Source organism: Cupriavidus sp. KB_39, from assembly GCF_052114485.1.
Lineage (GTDB): Bacteria > Pseudomonadota > Gammaproteobacteria > Burkholderiales > Burkholderiaceae > Cupriavidus.
In genome coordinates, this window is sequence record NZ_JBFREV010000013.1 from 149,594 (window position 1) to 168,331 (window position 18,738).

General features: G+C 68.0%; 16 protein-coding genes. 10 read left to right on the plus strand and 6 right to left on the minus strand.

Annotation, left to right across the window (positions count from 1 at the left end):
* The first annotated feature begins 178 nt into the window (after nt 1-178).
* The 3 genes from AB4Z27_RS12740 to AB4Z27_RS12750 all read left to right on the plus strand — a co-directional run bounded on the left by AB4Z27_RS12740 (nt 179) and on the right by AB4Z27_RS12750 (nt 3,551).
* Nucleotides 179-1,153 carry a Bug family tripartite tricarboxylate transporter substrate binding protein gene (locus AB4Z27_RS12740; RefSeq protein ID WP_092293702.1) on the plus strand — a complete coding sequence of 325 codons (975 nt, stop codon included), beginning with the start codon at nt 179-181 and terminating at the stop codon, nt 1,151-1,153.
* Nucleotides 1,154-1,216: 63 nt separating this feature from the next.
* On the plus strand, nt 1,217-2,587 hold the full coding sequence (locus tag AB4Z27_RS12745) for an MmgE/PrpD family protein (RefSeq protein ID WP_092293700.1): 1,371 nt from the start codon (nt 1,217-1,219) through the stop codon (nt 2,585-2,587).
* Nucleotide 2,588: 1 nt separating this feature from the next.
* Nucleotides 2,589-3,551: a D-2-hydroxyacid dehydrogenase family protein gene (locus AB4Z27_RS12750; protein WP_441591302.1), complete on the plus strand. Its 963-nt coding sequence runs from the start codon at nt 2,589-2,591 to the stop codon at nt 3,549-3,551.
* Between the two features lie 17 nt (nt 3,552-3,568).
* Here the strand turns inward: AB4Z27_RS12750 and AB4Z27_RS12755 are convergent, their stop codons facing one another.
* The 3 genes from AB4Z27_RS12755 to AB4Z27_RS12765 all read right to left on the minus strand — a co-directional run bounded on the left by AB4Z27_RS12755 (nt 3,569) and on the right by AB4Z27_RS12765 (nt 6,001).
* Nucleotides 3,569-3,910 carry a hypothetical protein gene (locus AB4Z27_RS12755; RefSeq protein WP_092293696.1) on the minus strand — a complete coding sequence of 114 codons (342 nt, stop codon included), beginning with the start codon at nt 3,908-3,910 and terminating at the stop codon, nt 3,569-3,571.
* A gap of 26 nt (nt 3,911-3,936) precedes the next feature.
* The gene (locus AB4Z27_RS12760; protein ID WP_092293694.1) at nt 3,937-4,236 is read right to left on the minus strand and encodes a DUF4258 domain-containing protein; all 300 of its coding nucleotides are present in this window, start codon (nt 4,234-4,236) and stop codon (nt 3,937-3,939) included.
* Nucleotides 4,237-4,537: 301 nt separating this feature from the next.
* A complete protein-coding gene (locus AB4Z27_RS12765) occupies nt 4,538-6,001 on the minus strand; it encodes an MFS transporter (protein WP_092293692.1) in 1,464 nt (487 codons plus the stop codon).
* 220 nt (nt 6,002-6,221) lie between these two features.
* On the opposite strand from AB4Z27_RS12765, the gene AB4Z27_RS12770 reads away from it, so the two are divergent.
* Nucleotides 6,222-6,980: an SDR family oxidoreductase gene (locus AB4Z27_RS12770; RefSeq protein ID WP_092293690.1), complete on the plus strand. Its 759-nt coding sequence runs from the start codon at nt 6,222-6,224 to the stop codon at nt 6,978-6,980.
* A 30-nt stretch (nt 6,981-7,010) separates the two neighbouring features.
* Here the strand turns inward: AB4Z27_RS12770 and AB4Z27_RS12775 are convergent, their stop codons facing one another.
* Nucleotides 7,011-7,550: an ankyrin repeat domain-containing protein gene (locus AB4Z27_RS12775; RefSeq protein WP_369823408.1), complete on the minus strand. Its 540-nt coding sequence runs from the start codon at nt 7,548-7,550 to the stop codon at nt 7,011-7,013.
* A 90-nt stretch (nt 7,551-7,640) separates the two neighbouring features.
* Nucleotides 7,641-9,089: a catalase gene (locus AB4Z27_RS12780; protein WP_092293688.1), complete on the minus strand. Its 1,449-nt coding sequence runs from the start codon at nt 9,087-9,089 to the stop codon at nt 7,641-7,643.
* A gap of 265 nt (nt 9,090-9,354) precedes the next feature.
* Here AB4Z27_RS12780 and AB4Z27_RS12785 point away from each other — a divergent pair, with 265 nt between their 5' ends.
* Both AB4Z27_RS12785 and AB4Z27_RS12790 read left to right on the plus strand, forming a co-directional pair.
* Nucleotides 9,355-10,749, plus strand: a complete 1,395-nt coding sequence (locus AB4Z27_RS12785) for a selenium-binding family protein (RefSeq protein ID WP_441644566.1) — start codon at nt 9,355-9,357, stop codon at nt 10,747-10,749.
* Between the two features lie 18 nt (nt 10,750-10,767).
* Nucleotides 10,768-11,427 (plus strand): hypothetical protein, encoded by a 660-nt coding sequence (locus tag AB4Z27_RS12790; RefSeq protein WP_441644567.1) that lies wholly within the window; start codon nt 10,768-10,770, stop codon nt 11,425-11,427.
* Here AB4Z27_RS12790 and AB4Z27_RS12795 read toward each other — a convergent pair whose 3' ends face one another.
* Entirely contained in the window at nt 11,428-12,270 is an 843-nt protein-coding gene (locus AB4Z27_RS12795) for a DUF3626 domain-containing protein (RefSeq protein ID WP_441644568.1), read from the minus strand.
* A gap of 200 nt (nt 12,271-12,470) precedes the next feature.
* Between AB4Z27_RS12795 and AB4Z27_RS12800 the strand changes: the two genes are divergently transcribed.
* From AB4Z27_RS12800 to AB4Z27_RS12815, 4 genes are read left to right on the plus strand one after another with little or no spacing between them, the layout of a single operon-like run.
* Entirely contained in the window at nt 12,471-15,635 is a 3,165-nt protein-coding gene (locus tag AB4Z27_RS12800) for a response regulator (protein ID WP_441644569.1), read from the plus strand.
* Nucleotides 15,617-16,531, plus strand: a complete 915-nt coding sequence (locus AB4Z27_RS12805; protein WP_441644570.1) for a CheR family methyltransferase — start codon at nt 15,617-15,619, stop codon at nt 16,529-16,531. The genes AB4Z27_RS12800 and AB4Z27_RS12805 overlap by 19 nt, the downstream gene beginning before the upstream one ends.
* 10 nt (nt 16,532-16,541) lie before the next feature.
* A complete protein-coding gene (locus AB4Z27_RS12810; RefSeq protein ID WP_255370777.1) occupies nt 16,542-17,144 on the plus strand; it encodes a chemotaxis protein CheB in 603 nt (200 codons plus the stop codon).
* Nucleotides 17,145-17,152: 8 nt separating this feature from the next.
* Nucleotides 17,153-18,274, plus strand: a complete 1,122-nt coding sequence (locus AB4Z27_RS12815) for a hybrid sensor histidine kinase/response regulator (RefSeq protein WP_092294351.1) — start codon at nt 17,153-17,155, stop codon at nt 18,272-18,274.
* The last annotated feature ends 464 nt before the right edge of the window (nt 18,275-18,738 follow it).

Consider the following 18,738-nt stretch of genomic DNA (forward strand, 5'->3'; position numbering starts at 1 on the left):
CCCATTGATGCACACTATGCATCAATCGAGAGGAAATTTGCAATTCACAGACGCGCGGCGGGCGTCCATGATGCGTTCAGCCAAAGCCAGGGCCCCGCCGGCCCAGCCGGCCATCGGCCCCATCCCGAAAAAAAGGCACCCGGGACGCTTCCCGCGGTGTCATGCAAGTGGAGGAGACATGAATGCCACCCGCCGCAGCCTGCTCAAGGCTGGCGCGATGCTGCTCGCCATGCCCGGCTTTGCCGAGGCGCAAGACCCGTTTCCCAACAAGCCGCTGCGCTACGTGGTGCCGGTATCGGCCGGCGGCGGCTCGGACCTGATCGGCCGCACCGTGGCGGACCGCTGGGGCCGCGTGCTCGGCCAGTCCATCGTGGTCGAGAACCAGGCCGGCGGCGGCGGGGTGATTGCCTGCCAGATGACCGCCAAGGCCGCCCCGGACGGCTACAGCCTGATGCAGGGCTACGTCGCCACGCACGGCACCAATCCCGCCACCCGCAAGGTGCCCTACGACCCGCTCAAGGACTTCACCGCCATTGGCATGATCGGCGGCACGCCCAATGTGCTGGTGGTGAGCGCCGGCGTGCCGGCGTCCACGTTGGCCGAGTTCATCGCCTATGCGAAGAAGTCCGGCGCGGTGGCGTACGGCTCGTCCGGGCCGGGGTCGCTGACGCATCTGTCGATGGAGTTGTTCGCCCAGCAGGTCAACGTGAAGATGACCCACGCGGCGTACCGGGGCATTGCCCCGGCGTTCAACGACCTGATTGGCGGCCAGACGCAGGCGATGTTCCCGGGGCTTTCCGCCGCGCTGCCGCATATCCGCTCGGGCCGCGTGAGGCCGCTGGCCGTGACCGGCCACGCGCGCCACCCGCTGCTCAAGGACGTGCCGACGCTGGAGGAAGCCGGGCTCAAGGGCTTCGACGCCCAGCAGTGGTACGGCGTGGTCGGCCCGGCCGGCATGCCCGCCGATATCGTCGCCAAGCTCAACAGTTCGCTCAACACGGTGCTCAAGAGCCCGGACCTGGCTGACAAGCTGTCCTCCGAGGCGCTGCAGCCCACGCCGATGACGCCCGACCAGTTCCGCCGCTATATCGCCGACGAGGTGAACCGCTGGAGCAAGCTCGCCAAGGACCGCGGCATCCATCTCGATACCTGACCGGCTCGGCTGCCTGCAAGCCAGCCCCCATTTTTCGATTCACTGAACAAGGACCCCTATCCCATGGCACGCAATACCCATGTCGCCGCCGACCACAACGCCCCGCCGGTCACGCGCATCCTCGGAAAATTCGTGGCCACGCATCCGTCGCAAGGCTGGAGCCGCGAGGTGGACCACGAAGCCCATCGCACCTTCATGAACTGGCTGGGCTGCGCCGTGGGCGCCGCCGGGCATGAGTCCGCCGTGGCCGCGCTGGCCGCCGTGGCGGAACTGCAGCCGGCGCCGCAAGCCACCGTGCTGGGCCGCCGCGACAAGGTGGACATGGCCAGCGCCGCGCTGGTGAATGGCATTACCTCGCATACGTTCGATTTCGACGATACGCACCTGAAGACCATCATCCACCCGGCCGGCCCGGTGGCATCCGCCGTGCTGGCGCTGGCCGAGCACACTGGCGCCAGCGGCCGTGCCGTGACCGATGCCGTGGTGCTGGGCATCGACGTGGCCTGCCGCGTGGGCAACGCCATGTACCCGGACCACTACGACCGTGGCTGGCACATCACCGGCTCCACCGGCATGCTGGGCGCGGCGGCAGCCTGCTCGCGCCTGCTTGGGCTGGACGAGGACCGTACGACGATGGCGCTGGGCATCGCCGCTTCCCAGCCGGTGGGCCTGCGCGAGCAGTTCGGCACCATGACCAAGCCGTTCCACCCGGGCGGCGCGGCGCGCGCCGGGCTGATGTCGGCGTTGATGGCGCGGCACGGCTACACGTCGAGCGCGAAGGCGCTGGAGGCACCGCGCGGCTTCATGCAGGTGATCTCGGCCAAGACCGACTGGAACGAGATTACCGACGAGCTGGGCAGCCGCTTCGAGATCTCGTTCAATACCTACAAGCCGTTTGCCTGCGGCATCGTGATCCACCCGAGCATCGACGCCTGCGTGCAGCTGCGCGAGCAGGGCGTGAAGGCCGAGGACGTGGAGCGCATCGAACTGCGCGTGCACCCGCTGGTGCTGGAGCTGACCGGCAAGAAGGAGCCGACCGATGGCCTGCTCGCCAAGTTCAGCGTCTACCACGGCTGCGCGGCGGGCCTGATCTTCGGTCGCGCCGCCGAGGAGGAGTTCTCGGACCACATCGTCACCCGTGAGGACGTGGTGGCGCTGCGCCGCAAGGTGGTGGCGACGGCCGACGCGAACGTCGACGAGGCCGCTTCCATCGTCAAGGCCGTGCTCAAGAACGGCCGCGAGATCGCGGTGACCGTGGAGCACGCCATCGGCTCGCTGCAACGCCCGATGACCGATGCCAACCTGGACGCCAAGTTCCACGCGCTGGCCGACCCGGTGCTCGGCGCGGCGCAGGTAGCCAAGCTGATCGATGCCTGCTGGAAGCTGGGCGAGACCGCCAACGTCGGCACCATTACCGCGCTGGCGCGTCCGTAACATGGCGCGCCCCCGGATTGCGGTACTGGGCGACTACGAGCGCGCCCTGACCCGGCTGGCGGACTGGTCGGCCATCCAGGCGCAGGCGGACGTGGCCTTCCACCACGCCCCGCTGCGCGGGGAGGCGCTGGCCGCCGTGCTGCGCGAGGTGGAAGTGCTGGTGCTGGTGCGGGACCGCACCCCGCTGGATGCCGCCACGCTGCGGATGGCCGAGCGGCTGCGCTACGTGGTCTTCACCGGCACGCGTAACACCACGCTCGACGTGGAGGCGCTGCGCGCGCGCGGCATCCCCGTCGCCAATACGGAATGGGGGCCGTCCAAGGAGTCCACCTGCGAGATGACGTGGGCGCTGATTTTGGCGGCCACGCGCCAGCTGGAAATGCAGATGGCGACGATGCGGCTCGGCGGCTGGCGGCCGGCGGAGGCGCTGCCGCTGCCCGGCGTGCTGCACGGCGAGCGGCTGGGCTTGATCGGCCTGGGCGAGATCGGCAAGCGCGTGGCGCGTGTCGGCAAGGCGCTCGGCATGGAAGTGGTGACGTGGAGCCCGCGCATGACGCCCGAGCGCGCGGCGGCAGAGGGGGTGACGGCGGTGAGCCTGGAGGCGCTGCTCTCCACCTCGCGCGTGGTCAGCCTGCATCTGGTGCCGACGGCGGAAACCACGCGGCTGATCAACGCCGAGCGGCTGGCGCTGATGCGGGCCGACGCGCTGCTGGTCAACACCTCCCGCTCGGCCCTGATCGACATGGAAGCCCTGCCGCGCGCGCTGGACCGGCATCGCCCTGCCATGGCGGCGCTGGATGTCTTCGACGTGGAGCCGGTGCCCGCCGATCATCCGCTGCGCGGGCGTACGGATGTGGTTGTTACGCCACACACGGGGTTTGTCAGCGAGCCGGTGTTCACGATGTTCGCCAAGGGCGTGGTCGGGACGCTGGCGTCGTGGCTGGAGGCGCAGGCCGGTTCGTAGAGCGCGCCAAACCTTGGTCAGGCCGCCTTCGGCCGCTTGGGCTTGCTGTCCCCCTGCTCGGCCGCGCCACGCCGCCGTTCGTTGGCGTACTTGACCGCGAGGCGCTTCATTTCTGCTTCCGCAAAGCGGCGCAGCGCCTCGCGCATGAGCGGCTGGTAGCCCATGCCGTGCTCTTCGGCGAGGAACTTGAAATCGCTGATCAGCGATTTTTGCAGGCGGATCGACACTGCCTGCAGGCCAAGCGCCCGGTCCAGTGCCGCGGATTCGTCGGGTGCGACGACGGCGTGTGCCTCGTCCTCCCCGAGGTCACCCTGCTCCCACGCTTCGACGGTTCCCGGAATTTTCTTGGCGTTGCTCATGTGCTACTCCTGTTGCAAAGGTTGATTCATGACCGCCCGGCCAGGCACATGCGCCGGTAGAACGCCACGGTGGGCAGTGCCGGTTCATACGCGGTCTTGAGAAAAATAGTGTCGTCCCTTCTGACGTAGACGATCTTGAGCATGCGGCCAGTGTCCGTCTTCGCGCAGAACCAGTGCGTGGGCGGGTCCGAGGCGTGTTCCTCGCGGTCATCCACGAGGATCTGCCCCACCCGGTTTGCAAAGGCTTGCCGGATCTCCACATCGCGAATGCCGCCGTGCTTCGCCACAAGCTTCTTTGCGATGGCTGGTGAGATGACGATCTTCAAATGCTACCCCCTATTTGTATATACGGCAATACGCTTGTTGGGCGAGTTAACCGTGTGGTCAGGGGGCGCGGCGTCGCGTTTTACGCGATTTCTTGGGAATGATCTGGTTTGAAGTGATGCTGTGTTGGCATCTTGTCGTATATACAGAATATGGGCAATGGCCACTATGCCCACTGTCGGCAACACCCCACGGTGTGTGTCCAAAATGTAAAAACCCCACGCTCTCTCAAGCGTGGGGTTTCTTTTTGGCGCAGACCTGTGGGGAACCTACCGGCTCCCCATCGGCGGGCGGATCGGCAAATCAGAAGTCTTCGGCGTCCACGTCGTAGTTGGCCGGCTCCCAGCGGATGGCCAGCAGGGCGACCAGGCCGGCCAGCGGGGCCAGGGCGATGACCCAGAACACCTTGGTGCTCAGCGCGGCGGCCAGCACCGGGAACAGGAACAGCGATGCCGTGGAGCTGGCGCGCATCAGCGTCTGGTTGAAGCCGACGCCCACGCCGCGCAGCGACGTCGGGTAGCTCAGCGAGGCGTAGGTCATGGTGTGCGCGCCCGGGCCGAAGCCCTGGCCCAGCAGGAACACGGCCAGGAAGGCGATGGCGGCGACCACTTCGGGGGCGCCGTGGGGCTTGCCGACCAGCGCCAGGCCGATCAGCGCGGCGAGCTGGAAGGCGTAGCCGGTCACGGTCAGCTTCCAGGCGCCGGTCTTCGGCACCAGGTGCACGCCGATCAGGCCGCCGACGAAGGCGAACAGCAGGTTCAGCGCCAGCGAGACCAGGATCGTGGTCAGCATCGACTGCGCCAGGAAGCTGGCGATGATCACCGGCAGGCCGAACGCCACGGCGTTATAGGCGAACGACGAGGCAATCGACATCACCGTGGCCAGCACCGTGCGCCGCGCGTACACGCCCTTGAGCAGCAGCCCGTAGTTGCGCCAGGAGGCGGGGCGCTTGGGCGGCTCGGCCACGGCGTCCGGGGCCACTACGGCGTCGATGCCGTAGGACTGGCGCAGGATCTTGGCGGCGCCTTCCAGGTCGCCCTGGTTGGCGGCCCACACCGGCGATTCGCTCATGTAGCGGCTGCGCACGGCGATGATGACCAGCGCCGGCACGGCGCCGAAGCCGAGGATGATGCGCCAGAGCAGGTTGCTGTGCGATTCCGGCAGCACCGAGTAGCAGAGCAGCACTAACAGATAGGACACGCAGATGGCCGCGTACCAGGTCGGGCACCACATCGCCACCCGGGACGCCTTGTTGCCCTTGCCCTGGAGCTTGGAGAACTCGGCCAGGAAGGCCATGGCGACAGGGAGGTCGATGCCGACCCCCAGTCCCATGACGAAGCGCGCGCCGGCCAGCACGTATTCGTTGGGGGCAAACGCGCAGGCGATGGCGGCCACGACGAAGAACACCATGTCGGCCATGAACACGCGGTAGCGGCCGATGCGGTCGGTGAAATAGCCGCCCAGGAAGGCGCCGACGATGGCGCCGAACGTGATGGCCGATGCCACCATGCCGGTGCCGGCGGGCGACAGGTTGAATTCGCGGGTGACGTCCTTCAGGCCGAAGGCCAGGGCGCCGAGGTCATAGGCATCGAGGAAGATGCCGCCCAGCGCGATGGCCACGACGATGCGGGCATTGCTGACGGCGGCGCCGCCCTGGTTGACCAGCTTGGCCACATCGGCGGCGGAACGGATGGTCGCACGGGCGGGCGCGGCCGCCTGGGCGGCGGCCTGCGTCGCGGCGGGCGACAGGGCAAGATCGGCAGACATTGATTGGGGGCGATTGAAAGAAAATTGCGCGTGGACCGGGCGCAATCGGCCCTGTCCGCAAGAAAAGACTGCCGCATGCTACGGGAAGGCGCCCCGCCGGCCAAATGCTTTGTTGTTATATCTTTAGATCATCACGAAAATGCGACGCCGGGAATGGCTCCCAAGGCATTTTCAGGCGCGTCGGACTATCATCGGCAGCTACGAAAACAGGAGACAAGGCATGACGCAAGGAAGCAAAGTCGCACTGGTCACGGGCGCGGCCCGTGGTATTGGCAAGGCCGTGGCGCAGGCGCTGCTGGCCGACGGCTACCAGGTGGTGCTGGCCGGCCGGACCGCCGCCACACTCGAGGCGCTGGCGGCCGAAGCCGCCGCCGCTGGCCAGACCGCGCTGGCCGTGCAGTGCGATGTGAGCGACCCGGCCTCGGTCGACCAGCTCTACGCCCGGGTGCGCGAGCGCTTCGGCCGGCTGGACGTGCTGTTCAATAACGCCGGCATCAACGCCCCGGCCATTTCCATCGATGAACTGTCGGTCGAGCAGTGGAAGGCCGTGGTCGATACCAATCTGACCGGCGCCTTCCTGTGCGCGCGCGGCGCGTTCGCGCTGATGAAGTCGCAGGACCCGCGCGGCGGGCGGATCATCAATAACGGGTCGATTTCGGCCCACGCCCCGCGCCCGAACACGGTGCCCTACACGGCCACCAAGCATGCCATCACGGGGCTGACCAAGAGCCTGTCGCTCGATGGCCGCGCCTGGGACATCGCCTGTGGACAGATCGACATCGGCAACGCCGGCACCGACATGGCCAACCGCATGGCGCGCGGCGTGCCGCAGGCCAATGGCGAGATTCGCCCGGAACCGCTGATGGATGTGGCGCACATCGCCAGTTCGGTCCTGCACATGGCGAACCTGCCGCTGGAGGCCAATGTGCAGTTCATGACCGTGATGGCCACCAAGATGCCGTTCGTCGGCCGTGGCTGAGTTGGACCGAGCCAGATTGACCGATAAGACCTAGTGGTGCGGCCCGCCCAACTGGGTGGCCGCGCGGCCGGCGCCCATGACGGCGGCGGCATCGGCGGCGGAGAGGCCGCGGTGGTCGCGCGCGTCCGGGTTGGCGCCGTGCGCGATCAGCAGATCGACGATTTCGGTGCGATTGAACATCGCCGCCGTCATCAGCGCGGTGCGGCCGTCCGGCGAGGCTCCTTCCACATCGGCGCCATGCGCAAGTAGTGCTTCGATCACTTCTCTGAAACCCTTGAACGCAGCGCCTGCCAGCGGCGTCTGGCCGGCCGCATTGCGCAGGTCCGGCGAGGCGCCGGCCTGGAGCAGCGCCAGCACGGTGTCCACATGACCGTGGTAGGCGGCCAGCATCAGCAGGCTGTCGCCCTTTTCATTGCGCAGGTTGGCCGGCATGCCGCGCGCGATCAGCGCGGACAGCGCCGCTGCGTCGCCCTGGCGCGCGAGGTCGAATACTTCGCCCAGCGCGGCCACCATGCGGGATTCCTCTTCCGCCGTCATGGTGCCGGTGGGTGGGGTCGATGTCTGGTCCATGGCATTGTCCTGTTGTCCTGTCCTGCGGTGTCCGGGGAGCCCGGGGCCGCAGCCCCGGAGTGCCCGATCGTCCGGTAGCCCGGTTAGCGCTTACTTCTGGCCTTCGATCCGCTCGATCGCAGCCGCCACGCCCTGGCCGTAGGCCGGGTCGGCCTTGGTGCAGTGCTCGATATGGCGCTGCTGGATATGGCGCGACACGCCCTTGATGGCGCGGGCCGTGTTATCGAACAGCACCTGCTGCTGGGCCGGCGTCATCAGTCGGAACAGGTCGCCCGGCTGCGAGAAGTAGTCGTCGTCCACACGATGGTTCCAGTGGTCGGCGGTGCCTTCCAGCGTCAGCGGCGGCTCGCGGAAGTCCGGCTGCTCCACCCACTCGCCGCGCGTGTTCGGCTCGTAGGAGGTCTTGCCGCCCTGGTTGTCGTCGATGCGCATGCGGCCGTCGCGGTGATAGCTGTTCACGAACTTGGCGGCCTTCGGCGAGTTGACCGGGATCATCGAATGGTTCACGCCCAGGCGGTAGCGCTGGGTGTCGCCATACGAGAACAGGCGGCCCTGCAGCATCTTGTCCGGCGAGAAGCCGATCCCCGGCACGATGGTCGACGGCGCGAACGCGGCCTGCTCCACCTCGGCGAAATGGTTCTCGGGGTTGCGGTTCAGCTCCATCACGCCCACTTCGATCAGCGGGAAGTCCTTCTTCGACCAGATCTTGGTCAGGTCGAACGGGTTGACGCGGTACTTGCCCGCCTCGGCTTCCGTCATGATCTGGATGTACAGCTTCCAGCGCGGGAACTCGCCACGCTCGATGGATTCGTACAGGTCGCGCTGGTGGTGCTCGCGGTCGCGGCCAGTCACCTCGGCGGCTTCGGCGTCGGTCAGGTTCTGGATGCCCTGCTCCGTCCGGAAGTGGAACTTCACCCAGTGGCGCTCATAGTTGGCGTTGATGAAGCTGTAGGTATGGCTGCCGAAGCCATGCATGTGGCGCCACGAACTGGGGATGCCGCGATCGCTCATGACGATGGTGACCTGGTGCAGCGCCTCGGGCAGGCCGGTCCAGAAGTCCCAGTTGTTGTCGGCGCTGCGCAGGCCGGTGCGCGGGTCGCGCTTGACGGCGTGGTTCAGGTCGGGGAACTTCAGCGGGTCACGCAGGAAGAAGACCGGGGTGTTGTTGCCCACCAGATCCCAGTTGCCTTCCTCGGTATAGAACTTCATCGCGAAACCACGGATATCCCGCTCGGCATCGGCCGCGCCGCGCTCGCCAGCCACCGACGAGAAGCGCAGGAACAGCTCGGTTTTCTTGCCGATTTCGGAGAACAGCTTGGCGCGCGTGTACTGGGTGATGTCATGCGTGACCGTGAACGTGCCATAGGCGCCCGAGCCCTTGGCGTGCATGCGGCGCTCGGGGATGACCTCGCGGTCGAAGTGGGCCAGCTTTTCCAGGAACCATACGTCCTGCAACAGGGCCGGTCCGCGCGGACCAGCGGTCTGAATGTTCTGGTTATCGACGACGGGCGCGCCGAAAGCGGTCGTAAGCTTGTTCATGACAATTCCTTTGTGGGCAGGGGGTGTTGAAAGCACTATCGCAGAACGACTACGACAAGTCATATCGTATTGATCAATAAAGGCGATAGGTGTCAGTCTTTTCGATCCGCGATTTCAGCAAATTAGGAGAACGCCTATGGTGCAGAGAAAGGGTCGATACCCGCCATAACACCTTGGGATAGGCCGTCTGAACCCAAGGATCATGGGCGTCACATGGGCCGGCCATGTCCTATAGTTCAAGCCCGCAGTCCACCGGAGGCGAATCATGGCCACCTGGAAGCCCGACCCGAGCTTTTACCCGTCTCCGCGGCTGGCCGCCAAGGCGCCGCCCGAGACCCTGGCCTACGTGGCGATGTTCGACCCCGGGCGCCAGCAGCCGGACGGCATCGCCGTGGTGGACGTGGACCCCGACTCGGCCACGTACGCGCAGATCGTCGGGCAGGTGACCATGACCCATGCCGGCGACGAACTGCATCATTTCGGGTGGAATGCCTGCTCGTCCTGCCTGTGTCCCAACGCGCCGCATCCTCATATGGAACGGCGCTACCTCGTGGTGCCGGGCCTGCGTTCCTCTCGTATCTATATCCTCGATACCGGCCCGGACCCGCGCCAGCCCGTCATCAGCCGGGTGATCGAGCCCGAGGAACTGGCCGAGCGCACCGGCTACAGCCGCCCCCACACGGTGCATTGCGGCCCGGGCGGCATCTATGTGACGGCGCTGGGCAATGCCGAGGGCAAGGGGCCGGGCGGCATCGCCATGCTGGACGCCCAGAGCTTCGACCCGCTCGGCCAATGGGAGGTGGAGCGCGGTCCCCAGCATTTCGCCTATGACGGATGGTGGCACCTGGGCTATGACACGCTCGTGACAAGCGAGTGGGGCACGCCGGACATGATCGAGGACGGCCTGGTCGCCGACATCCTGCTCGGCGCGCGCTACGGCCGGAAGCTCCATTTCTGGGATTTCACGGGGCGCAAGCATCTTCAGGAGATCGATTTCGGCCCGGACTACCAGCTGGTCTTCGAACTGCGCCCCGCGCACGACCCGACCAAGGCGTACGGCTTCGTCAACTGCGTGCTGTGCCTGAAGGACCTGTCCTCGTCGATCTGGACCTGGTACCGCGATGGCGACAAATGGGCGGTGAAGAAGATCATCGACATCCCCGCCGAGCCGGCCGACCCGGACCAGCTTCCGCCGATGCTCAAGGGGTTTGGCGCGGTGCCGCCGCTGGTCACGGACATCGACCTGTCGATGGACGACCGTTTCCTCTACGTGTCCTGCTGGGGCACAGGGGATTTGCTCCAGTACGACGTCTCCGACCCCTTCGCCCCGAAGCTGACCGGCAAGGTGCGGATCGGCGGCATCGTCTCGCGGGCCGGGCATCCGGGCGCGCCGGGCCGCAGCCTGAACGGCGGCCCGCAGATGGTGGAGGTCAGCCGGGACGGCCGGCGCGTCTATTTCACCAATTCTCTCTATGGCGCGGTCGATCCGCAGTTCTACCCCGAGGGGCTGGACGGCTGGATGGTCAAGCTCGATGCCGCGCCCGACGGGGGCATCGCCTTCGATCCGCGCTTCTTCCTCGATTGGCCCAAGAGCCATCGTCCGCACCAGGTGCGCCTGCAGGGCGGCGACTGCTCCTCGGATTCCTACTGCTTTCCCTAGCCTTCGCGGGGGCCGCGCATGCTGACGTGGACGCCAACCTGGGCGGCGACATGGACTGCCTGGTGGCCCTGGCTGACGATTGCCGCGCTGGGCCTGTTCCACGGCCTGAACCCGGCCATGGGATGGCTGTTCGCCGTGGCGCTGGGCCTGCATCGGGGCCAGCGCCGCGCGGTGCTGTGGTCGCTGGTGCCGATTGCGCTCGGCCACGCGGCGGCGGTGGCGCTGGCCGTGGGCGTGGCACTCTGGCTGGGCAGCGTGCTGCCGCACACCGGCTTCGCGCGGGTGGCCGGGGCGGTGCTGCTGGGTTGGGCGATCTGGCACATGGTGCGCGGGCACCGCATGCGGCCGCGCGTGGGCATGCGGGCTGGCATGCTGGGGCTGGCGGCGTGGTCGTTCCTGATGGCCGGCATGCACGGGGCCGGGCTGATGCTGGTGCCGGCGCTGATGCCGATCTGCGCCACGCCGGGCGCCACCCAGTTCGACGCCGCCGACGCGCTCGGCCCGGCCATGCTGGCGCTGGGCCTGCACACGGCAACGATGCTCGCCGCCATCTGCGCCGTGGCGCTGCTGGTCTACGACCGCGTCGGCGTGGCCTTCCTGCGGACCGGCTGGGTCAATCTCGACTGGATCTGGACGGCGGCGCTGGGTATCTGCGGGGTGGTGCTGCTGGTGATGTGACTAATTCCGATTCCCGAAGCGCGCCAGGCAGTGCCAGACCTTCTTCAGCAACTGGGGATCGTGGCGGCCCGCGCGGGCGGCTGCGCCGATCCGGGCCGGGGTGAGCGGCTCACTCCCGGCCAGCGTCGTGGCCAGTTCGGCGATGTGGGCGCCGCGATAGTCGCGATAGTCGCGTTCGGCCCGCAAGTCATCGGCATTCGCCGAGAATCCCGCGTGCCATTCGACGGCGCAGGGCAGGGCGCGGGCCAGCGTCTCGGTCTCGGTGCCCCGGAACGACGGATCGAGCACGAGCGCCTCCACGTCGCGCGCCAGCACCAGCGGGCCGTGTACATGCGCTTCTATATAGTGGTCGAGCGGATCGTCCGGCGGCGCGGCGCGCAGCCGGTCTACCAGATCCAGCCGTCCGGCCACGCCGAAATGCACCGGATCGAACACGCTGTCCGGGTAACAGAAGGTGGTCCGCGCCAGCACGTCCGCCGCCAGCCGCAGGTGGCAGGCGCCGAAGCGCGGCGAGCCCCCTTCGGGCCGATGGCGATGGTTGAGCGCGCCGTACTTGGGGCGGTCGGCTGGCGGCGCGGCGTCGTAGGCCTGGCCGAACATCCGGCTTTCCCAGTGCCAGCGGTCCCCGCCGGGGTGGGCGGTCAGCCCGCCGTTGCTGGTGCCGGTCTCGAACTGGGAGCGATAGACGCCGTCGGCGGCCATGGCCGCGAGCAGCGGCACGCCGGCGTGGAGCCGGTCCGGGTGGAAATTGAGCGTGACGCGCCAGTCTGGGTGCAGCGGCGCGCCGTGGCTGCGCGCGGCCACATGGGCCAAGGCGTGGGCGGCGGGGTCGTCCGGGAACATTGGCGGATCCGGGGGTGCCGGCAAGGCGGCGATCGGCCGATTGTAGCGGCGCTGCGGTGCAGCAATTGTCGGCGCGACACCGACAGCCACGGCGCCCGTCGCAAGGTACGATAAGGCGCCCTGGCCGGCATCCATGCTGGCGGGGGGCCGGGACGCCTGCCGCCGCGCCCGCCCGCTTTCATCCCATCGATCCTGCCGGTATGCAACCGACTTCCCTGCAACGCTTCCTGTTTGGCACGATCCTGGTGCCCGTCTCGCTTGCCGTGGTCTTCGCGGCGGATGCGTTCACGCCGCTCGGCCTGGCCGCGTGGCTGTTCTATCTGATCCCGATTTGCCTGTCGATCTACGCGGACAACCCGCGCCTGCCGCTGATCGTGGCGGCGGTCAGTTCGCTGCTGCTGGCGGTGGGCTACGTGGTCTCGCCGCCCGGCGCCGCGCCCATCATCGCCATCACCAACCGGTCCATCGGCTTCCTGGTGAACTGGTTCCTGGCCGTGGTGATCTACCGCTACCTGGTGGGCCAGGGCGCCATCCAGCGGCTGATGTGGGTGCAGCAGGCCCAGGTGAAGATTCACCAGGAGGTGCGCTCGGCGCAATCGGCCGGCAATGTCGGCGATGCGCTGGTGCGTGCGCTGGCGTCGGCGCTCGACGCCCGCGTAGGCGTGGTCTATCAGTGCGACGACGGCCGCCTGCACCGGCTGGCCACCTGGGCATTGGCCGATGCTGACCGCGCGCCGGCCACCCTCGCCCCCGGCGAGACGCTGGCCGGCCAGGCCGTGACCGAGAACCGGGTGATCGCCGTGGGCGGGCTGCCGCCCGACTACCTGCCGGTGGCCTCCGCGCTGGGCCGCACGACTCCCACCGAGATCGTGGCCGCGCCGCTGACCGCCGAGGGCGAGGTCGTCGGGGTGATCGAACTGGGCTTTATCACGTCCCGGCGCGGGACTGCCGATGTGGTGGAACTGCTTGAGCGCATCGGTGAGCCAGTCGGCATGACGCTGCGCGCCGCGAGCTACCGGGGCCGGCTGGAGCACCTGCTCGGCGAAACCCAGCGCCAGAGCGAGGAATTGCAGGTCCAGCAGGAGGAGCTGCGCGTCTCCAACGAGGAACTGGAGGAGCGCGGCCGTGCGCTGATGGACTCCCAGGCGCGGCTGGAAACCCAGCAGGCGGAACTCGAACAGACCAACGTCCAGCTGGAGGAGCACACCCAGCGGCTGGAGACGCAGAAGCGCGAGATGCTCGCCTTCCAGGCCGAACTGGCCGCCAACGCCCGGGCGCTGGAGCGCTCGAACCAGTACAAGAGCGAATTCCTGGCGAATATGTCGCACGAGCTGCGCACGCCGCTGAACAGCGCGCTGATCCTGGCGAAGCTGCTGCAGGAGAACAAGGACGGCACGCTGACCGGCGAGCAGGTCCGCTACGCGGCCACCATCCACGCGGCCAATACCGATCTGCTGAACCTGATCAACGACATCCTCGACCTCTCCAAGATCGAGGCCGGCCACCTGACCATCGAGCCGGAGCCGGTGGAACTGGACGCCTTCACCGCCCGGATTTCGCAGATGTTCGACCATGTGGGCGAGCAGAAGGGCGTGGCCTTCCGCGTGGAGCGGATGCCGGGCCTGCCTGACGCCATCGTCACGGACAGCCAGCGCCTGCAGCAAATCCTCAAGAATCTGCTATCCAATGCCTTCAAGTTCACGGAGAAGGGCTCGGTCACGCTGGCGCTGGTCGCGCAGGGCGACGATGCGATGCGATTCGAGGTGCGCGACACCGGCATCGGCATTCCGCGTGACAAGCAGCAGGTCATTTTCGAGGCCTTCCAGCAGGCCGACGGCACCACCAGCCGCCGCTACGGCGGTACCGGGCTGGGCTTGTCGATCTCGCGCGAGCTGGCGCGGCTGCTGGGTGGCGTGATTGCCGTGGCGAGCGAGCCGGGCCAGGGCAGCGTGTTCTCGCTGACCGTACCGCGCACGCTGGTGGCGGATGCCGCCACGCAGGCCGGGCTGGTCACGCCGCCGGCCGCCCCCGAGCAGGTGCAGGCCCCGCCGTCACAGGCCATGCCGCTCTCGCCCGCCGCCCGGGCAGCGCCGGTGCCGGCCCCGGAGGCGTCCGAAGCCGGGCCAGGCCCATCGCCGTCCGGCTATCCGCAGCCGATTGCCGACGACCGCGACCACCGCACGCGCGGCAATCGCCTGATCCTGGTCGTGGAAGACGATATCGACTTCGCCGGCATCCTCTACGACCTGGCCCACGAGCTGGATTTCGACTGCATCCATGCCACCACGTCGAGCCACGGGCTGGAACTGGCGCGCCACCACCAGCCCTGCGGCATCCTGCTCGACGTGGCGCTGCCGGACCAGTCGGGCCTGACGCTGCTGGACTGGCTCAAGCACGACCCGGCCACGCGCCACATCCCCACGCACCTGATCTCGGTCAGCGACCACGCCGAGGCCGCGCTGCATCGCGGCGCCATCGGCTACACCTTCAAGCCGAGCGAGCGCAACAAGCTGGCCGAGGTGATGCGGGGGCTGGAGGCGCGCATGGCGCCGGGCCAGCGCCGCGTGCTGGTGATCGAGGATGACCCGGCGCTGCGCGAGAGCATTCGCGCGTTGCTGCAATCGGTCCAGGCCGAGATCGTCACTGCCGGCACCGTGGCCGGCGCGCGCGAGGCGCTGGCCGGCGCCGCGTTCGACTGCGTGGTGATGGACATGGTGCTGCCGGACGGCACCGGCCACGACCTGCTCGCCCACATGGCCAGCGATGGCGCCGCGCAGATGCCGCCGGTCATCGTCTACACCGGGCGGCAGCTATCGGCCGAGGACGAGCAGCGCCTGCGCCGCTATTCGAAGTCGATCATCATCAAGGGCGCGCGTTCGCCGGACCGGCTGCTGGACGAAGTGACGCTGTTCCTGCACAGCGTGGAGTCCCAGTTGCCACCCGAGCAGCAGCGCATGCTGCGCGCCGCGCGCAGCCGCGACGACGCCTTCGACGGCCGCAAGCTGCTGCTGGTGGAGGACGACGCGCGCAACATCTTCGCGCTGTCCAAGGTGATCGAGCCGCTCGGGGCCACCGTGGAGATCGCCCGCAGCGGGCGCGAGGCGCTGGACATGCTGGCGCGCCACAAGGACGTGGACCTCGTCCTGATGGACATCATGATGCCGGAGATGGACGGCATCACGGCCATGCGCCATATCCGCCAGATGCCCGAGTACGGGCGGCTGCCGATCATCGCGCTGACCGCCAAGGCGATGCCGTCCGACCGCGAGGCGTGCCTGCGCGCCGGGGCGAACGACTACATCGCCAAGCCGATTGATGTGGATCAACTGCTGTCCCTGTGCCGCGTATGGCTCCACGAAAGTTGAAGACCCCGGACACCGCGCCGCTGCCGCCGCTGTCGTTACCGCTGCCCGTGCCGGTGGTGGATCACGGCGAGACGGCGCTGCCCGACGCCAATTTCGAAATCGAACTGGAACTGCTGCTGGAGGCCATCTTCCGCAAGTACCAGCACGATTTCCGGCACTACGCGCGGGCCTCGGTGCGGCGGCGGTTGCAGCAGGCGCTGCACGACCTGGGCTTTGGGACGTTGTCGCAACTCCAGGACCGCATGCTGCGCGACCCGGCACTGTTCGCGCGCATGCTGCAGTACCTGACGGTGCAGGTCAGCGAGATGTTCCGGGACCCGTCCTACTTCCGCGCCATCCGCGAGCATGTGGTGCCGGTGCTCCAGACCTATCCGTCGATCAATGTCTGGGTGGCCGGGTGCAGCAGCGGCGAGGAATTGTGGTCGCTGGCCATCCTGTTCGAGGAGGAGGGGCTGGCCGAGCGCACGGTGTTCTACGCCACGGACATCAACCCCGACGCGCTGGCCATCGCCCGGGCGGGTGTGTACGATGCGGGGCGCCTGCGGGCGTTCGGCGCCAACTACCTGGCGGCGGGCGGGCGGCGCTCGCTCTCGGACTACTATCATGCAGCCTATGGCAAGGCCAAGTTCAGCGCCGGGCTGATCCGCCAGTCGGTGTTTGCCGACCACAGCCTGGCCACCGACAGCGTGTTCCAGGAGGCCCAGCTGATTTCGTGCCGCAATGTGCTGATCTATTTCGACCGCGCGCTGCAGGACCGCGCCGTCGGCCTGTTCCACGACGCGCTGGCGCGGCGCGGCTTCCTGGGGCTGGGGAGCAAGGAGAGCCTGCACTTCAGCGCCCACGCCGGGGATTTCGAGCCACTGGTGCCGCGCGAGCGGCTGTACCGCAAGCTGTGAAGGAGGCGCGATGGCAGGGCTGATGGATACGCAAGGGTGCGACGCCGTGGTGATCGGCGCGTCGGCCGGTGGCGTCGAGGCGTTGTCCGTGCTGCTGCCGATGGTGCCGGCGGGCTTCCGGCCGGCGCTGCTGATCGTGATGCACCAGCATCCGAACCAGCCCAGCCTGCTGCCCGAGCTGTTCGGCGCGCGCTGCGCGCTGCCCGTGTGCGAGGCCGAGGACAAGATGCCGGTGCGGCCGGGCCACGTCTACCTGGCGCCGCCGGACTACCACCTGCTCGTGGAGCGGGTGCCGGAGGCGCCGGAGGATGTCGAACTGGCGCTCTCCGTAGAGCCGCCGGTGCGTTTCTCGCGGCCTTCCATCGACGTGCTGTTCGAGTCGGCGGCGGTGGCGTGGCGCGCCCGGGTGCTCGGCGTGCTGCTCTCGGGCGCCAACGACGATGGCGCGCGCGGCCTGGCGATGATCCGCGCGGCGGGTGGCCGGGCGTGGGTGCAGTCGCCCGGCAGTGCCGCCGTGGAAACCATGCCGCAGGAGGCCATCGACCGTGGCGCGGCAGACCGCGTGCTGACACTGGAACAAATCGGCCAACGCCTGGCCCAGTTTTCTGAATGACCCTGACCATGCAAGCTCCGATCAAGATCCTCGCCGTCGACGACATCGCCGCCAACCTCACGGCCCTCGATGCCGTGCTGGCCAAGCCCGATGTACAGATCGTCCACGCCAATTCCGGCGCGCAGGCGCTGGAACTGCTGCTCGAGCACGACTTCGGGCTGGCCATCCTCGATGTGCACATGCCCGAGATGGACGGCTTCGAGCTGGCCGAACTGATGCGCGGCAGCAAGCGCACCAGCCATATCCCCATCCTGTTCCTGACGGCGGCCGGGGAGGACAGCGCGCGGGCGTTCCGCGGCTACGCCACCGGCGCGGTCGACTTCCTGTTCAAGCCGATCGACGCGCGCGTGCTGGCGGCCAAGGTCGATGTATTCGTGCAATTGGCCCAGCAGAAGCAGCAACTGGCCGAGCAACTCGAAACCGCCCAGCAACTGCTCAAGACCAACGAGATGCTGATGGCGGTGCTCGCGCACGACCTGCGTACGCCGCTGTCGGCGATCATCGCGTCGGCGTCGTTCCTGGGGCGGTTCGGGGGCGAGGAGAAGCTCAAGCCGGCCACCGACCGCATCTCGCGCAGCAGCCAGCGCATGGCACGCATGGTGGACCAGCTGCTGCACGTGGCGCGGCTGCACGGCGGGCGCGTCAAGCTGGAGCCGCGCCAGGAAGACCTGCGCGCGATCTGCGCGGCCATCGTCGATGAATGCGAGGCGTCTCACGGCAAGGAGCGCGTGGTACTGGAAACCGTGGGAGATACGCTGGCGACCATCGATCCGGACCTGATCTCGCAGGTGCTGTCGAACCTCGTCAGCAACGCCCTGCATCATGGGGACCCGGCGGTGCCGGTGGTGGTGGCCGTGGACGGCACGGCCGCCGAGCGCCTGACGGTGACGGTGACCAATGGCGGCGTGATCGATGGGGCGACCCTGCCGCATGTCTTCGAAGCGTTCCGCTCGGGCGGCGGAGACAGCGCCGAGGGGCTGGGCCTGGGGCTCTATATCTCGCGGGAGCTGGCCGCGTTGCACGGCGGAAGCGTCGAGGCCGCCTCGTCGGCGGCCTCGGGTAGCACGGTGTTCACTGTGACGCTGCCCCGCGCGTGCTGCGGGACGCAGGGAACCTTCCAGCCGGCCTAGCCAGCGCATCGCGTGGTGACGCTGTCCGCCATCGACGTCCGATTGCAACTGGGCGATTTCCGATTCCGGCGGATGCCGTCGCAATCGCTAACACGCGCAGCGGTATCTATCTATAGAAGAACCCTGAATCTGCATGGCGATTGAGCCTTGATCAAACGCCCCTGAGTTACCCCAGCCAAAGCATTTCCACCCCCTGAGAATCCGTTTATCGTGCGGCGCGCAAGGCTCGCGTCGCACGACGCGTTGTCCTTGCAGCAGGCTTTATCAGGCTGACAACGGAGCGCAAAGGCATGGCGGATCTTGGGGAAGAACTGGAGGCTTACGGCGGCGCGCTGGACGAGGGGCTGACCGGGCGTCAGGCCTATTTCCTGGCGGTGCCCGGCGCGGCAAGCGCGGCGGGGCTGTCCGTGGTCTCCTTCAAGGCCGTGGAACGCCTGGGCGAGCCCTACGCCGTCACCATCCAG